Origin of the sequence: Thermanaerothrix daxensis, assembly GCF_001306145.1 — a bacterium.
Classification (GTDB): domain Bacteria; phylum Chloroflexota; class Anaerolineae; order Anaerolineales; family Anaerolineaceae; genus Thermanaerothrix; species Thermanaerothrix daxensis.
Window position 1 is genome coordinate 1 of record NZ_LGKO01000001.1, and the last position, 1,304, is coordinate 1,304.

A 1,304-nucleotide genomic window follows, 5' to 3' on the forward strand; every position below is an offset into this window, starting at 1 on the left:
AAGTGACAATCGGCGGTACCTTCGGTCAGCACGGTAGCGGCGCCGGTGGCAGCGGCCCACCTGAGCGCTTCCGGCCAGGGGTCACCCAGGGAGAGGCGCCAGGCCAGCGCTGCCGAGGTGGCATCCCCTGCACCGGCGGCGTTGACTACCGGCTGCCGGGGCGGGAGGGCATGAAACGTACCCGCATCGGTGCTGGCGATCATCCCCTCTTCGCCGCAGGTGATCACCAGGGCGGGTAGCCCGAACGAGCGGCGAATTTCAAGGGCCTGTTGGGCCAATGCGGTTGACGAGGCGGGGCTTACCCCGAAAGTTTGATGGAACTCCTGCGCGTTCATCTTGAGGATGGTGGGGCGAGCCGCGGCGGCGTGGAGGGCCGGCTCTCCCGGGCAGTCAACGAGCACCGGGATCTCGGCGCGGTGAGCGAGCGTGATCAGGCGGGCATAAAAATCCCCCGCTACACCCTGCGGCAGCGAACCGGCCAGAATGACCCACTGCGCATGTGGGAGGTGTGCGGTGAAGCGCTGAATGAGGTCGGCCTGGGCGGAGGGTGGGACCGCATAGCCTCCGGCGATGATGTGGCTGTGCCGCTGATGGGCCTGCTCGACGATCACCAGGGCGACCCGTGTTTCGCCCTCGACCCATACCAGGTCATGGGTGATGGCGTACCGTTCCAGGAGGCGCACCAGGGTCTGACCGTTCTGACCGGCGACGAATCCCAGGGCGGTGGTCGGCAGGTTGAGGGCGCGCAGGGCCACCGACGCGTCAAACCCCTTACCGCCCACGCTTTCGACGCATCGGGAAGCCAGCATGCGGGTGCCGGGGGAGAAGGAGTCAATGAAGTAGACCCGATCTAGGGCTGAGTTAGCCGTCACGGTGAGGTACATGGGGGCTTCTCCGGGGTGGGGCTCAGGCCAGCCAGCGGCTGGCCAGGATGCACCAGGCATTCCAATCAATGCGTTCGAGGGCATCCACGGCGGCCCAGAGATCTTTGGCGGCCACGATGATCCCGTGCTGAGGGATCAAGACGGCCGCGGCCTGCTGGCGGATCCGCTCTTCCTGACCGAGCAGGCCGGCCACGATGTTCTCAGCCAGTTCCTGGCTGTGGGCGGGGGCGGGGGGAATGACCTTGATCACACCGAACTTTTGGGTGTTCTCCAGGACGGGCGGGATGGGGCGGGAGAGGGAGCAGAAGGGGAGGACGTGGAAAGGGTGGGCGTGGATGACCGCCTGGACGTTCGGGAAGGTTTGGTAGATGAGGAGATGGGCTTTGCCCTCCCGGGAAAAGCGGGGGTGATGGAGCCAGT

At 66.3% G+C, this 1,304-nt stretch carries 2 protein-coding genes; both read right to left on the reverse strand.

All coding sequences use genetic code 11. The features are described 5' to 3' along the window. A partial coding sequence (locus SE15_RS00005) for a 1-phosphofructokinase family hexose kinase (protein ID WP_236689961.1) occupies positions 1-944 on the reverse strand: 944 nt, incomplete at its 3' end. Further along, positions 907-1,304 (reverse strand): class II aldolase/adducin family protein (locus tag SE15_RS00010; protein WP_201778027.1); only part of this gene is annotated, 398 nt, incomplete at its 5' end. The genes SE15_RS00005 and SE15_RS00010, both read right to left, overlap by 38 nt.